General features: G+C 56.5%; 2 protein-coding genes. Both read right to left on the bottom strand.

Features of this window, described 5'->3' with window-relative positions:
* Positions 1–93 precede the first annotated feature (93 nt).
* Positions 94–585: a sigma-70 family RNA polymerase sigma factor gene (locus EWH12_RS21750; RefSeq protein ID WP_242496178.1), complete on the bottom strand. Its 492-nt coding sequence runs from the start codon at positions 583–585 to the stop codon at positions 94–96.
* A gap of 86 nt (positions 586–671) precedes the next feature.
* Entirely contained in the window at positions 672–1970 is a 1299-nt protein-coding gene (amyA, locus tag EWH12_RS21745; RefSeq protein WP_242496177.1) for an alpha-amylase, read from the bottom strand.
* Positions 1971–2142: the final 172 nt, after the last annotated feature.

Raw genomic sequence — 2142 nt, 5'->3', positions numbered from 1 at the left:
CCCGCAGGTCCTGTGAAAGCGTTCGTGCCATCCATGCTGGCCTCCTGTCACCAGCAGACAGCGTGAATCACATCAGCGCAGCGAAGGGAACCCCTACCGATTCAGTTCGTGTGGAAACCGCTCTAATTGAGCGTATGTGAGGCCATCCAGAAATGCCGAACGGATCGCCAGACCATGCCGGTCTTCAAGTTCATCCAGGCAAGCGAAAAGACGCGCGCTATGTTGGTCGCGCTCGATCGCCATGTCGGCCAGAGGGGTTGCGTCGGCAATTTGCGCCGCGGCTTCTTCCGTCGCCATGCCGGGACGTCGCGATGCGCGGCACCAGTCTATGGCTGTATTCCGCGCGATCGCACACAACCAGGTAATGGGACTGGCGCGTCCCGCGTCGAACCGTTCGGCCCGATTCCAAATCTTGATATACACGTCTTGCAAAATATCCTCGGCTGCGTCGCGGTCAGCAGAGATACGGAGGCAAACGCCAAAAAGTTTCGCAGACGTCATGGTGTAAACTTGCCGGAGCGCCGACCGATCACGCTGCGCGACCTGCGCCAGCGCGGTGATCAATCTGTCGCGTTCGGTGTCCATGTCTCCCACCTGATCACCCTAGCAAGCTTATCTGTCGTTTCAATCCGGGAAAATCGACGTCCCATCCGCCGCCGGGGACGCACGGATCAGATCGCGTCGCTTGGAACCCACACGCTAACGCTGCCTCCATTGACTCTGACGACGATCCGGCCGGCATCGTCGGCTATGACTTCTTCCTGGCAATAGCCCAGAAAATCGCGAAATCCGTCTCCCGCACGGTCGGGACCAAGGTCGATGCCTTTTTCGCGACCTTCGCCATTGGCGACGATGACGATGCAGCCTGGCGCTTGCGCGGTGCCGTGGCGGACAAAGGCTATGCACCCCGGATCGTCGAACATTTCGGTTTGTGGACCATGGCCGAAACGCTGGCGGGCTTCGATGAGCTTGGGGAGGCTCTCGATCGCGGGCATCTCGACCTCATGATCTTCCCCATCTTCGCCCTGGTCGCTATAGCGAGCGCCATAAAGATCGGGGTAGAATATACATGGTACGCCCTGTTCGCGCAGCAGGATGAGCGCATAGGCCAGCGGCCTGAACCAAGTTTCGACCGACGCCTCCATCGCCTGGAGCGACTGGGTGTCGTGGTTGGCGACCAAAGTCACCGCGTGATGGGGCGAAACGCTGACAAGGGTGTCGTCGAATATCGTGCGCAAATCATAGTCGCCGCCGGATTTCGATGCGTCGAAAAATCGATGGTGCAATGCGACATCAAACAGCATTAACTGCTCGTCGACCTGCTCCAGATATCGGTGCAGCACATCCATATCTGGATGCCAATATTCCGCCACCACGAACAATGTCTTGTCCACCGTTTCGCGCACATGGCCAACCCAATCGCGGAAAAACCATGCTGGAATATGCTTGGCTGCGTCAAGCCGGAACCCATGACAGGGCAGTTGCTGCGGAAGCCAACGGCCCCAATATTTAAGCTCCTCGTAAACCGCCTTGTTTCGAAACTCGACATCGGACCCCATGAGATAGTCGAAATTGCCCTTTTCACTATCTACCTCGTCGCTCCACTCTCCGTCGCCATATTCGTTGACGAGGCGGAATATACCGTCCTCGGTGGGATCTTCGATATGGTCCACACCGCTGAAGCATTTCATGTCCCACATGAATTTCGAATATTCGCCTTGCCGACCAGGAAAGGTGAATTTCGTATAGGCAGATGCTTCGAACGCTATGTCCTCAATGTCTGTTCTATTCTCTGGTTCAGCCCTGCGCACTTGTACCCGTTCGGTTTCGTCAGCGCCCATTTTGTGGTTGAAAACCACATCATGGATGACGCGAATTCCGGCTTCCTCAAGGCTGTGGCAGGCTTGCTCCAATTGCGCCCGGTCTCCATATTTGGTGGCGATTGATCCTTTTTGGTGGAATTCGCCCAAGTCGAAAAGATCGTAACTATCATATCCTACCGAATAGCCGCCTGCTGCACCGTAACCGTCCGATTGTTACCGCGGCTTATGGGCCTTGAAGCGCGCGGCGAGCTCGGGATCGTTGATAAAGTCATCGAGGAATTGGTGCCAGGCCTTGGTCGTGAGACGTGCTTGGCTAAGC

The sequence above is a fragment of the Sphingobium cupriresistens genome, assembly GCF_004152865.1.
Classification (GTDB): domain Bacteria; phylum Pseudomonadota; class Alphaproteobacteria; order Sphingomonadales; family Sphingomonadaceae; genus Sphingobium; species Sphingobium cupriresistens.
Note: the sequence above shows the minus strand (reverse complement) of the source record. Positions and strands in the feature narration are given on the sequence as shown.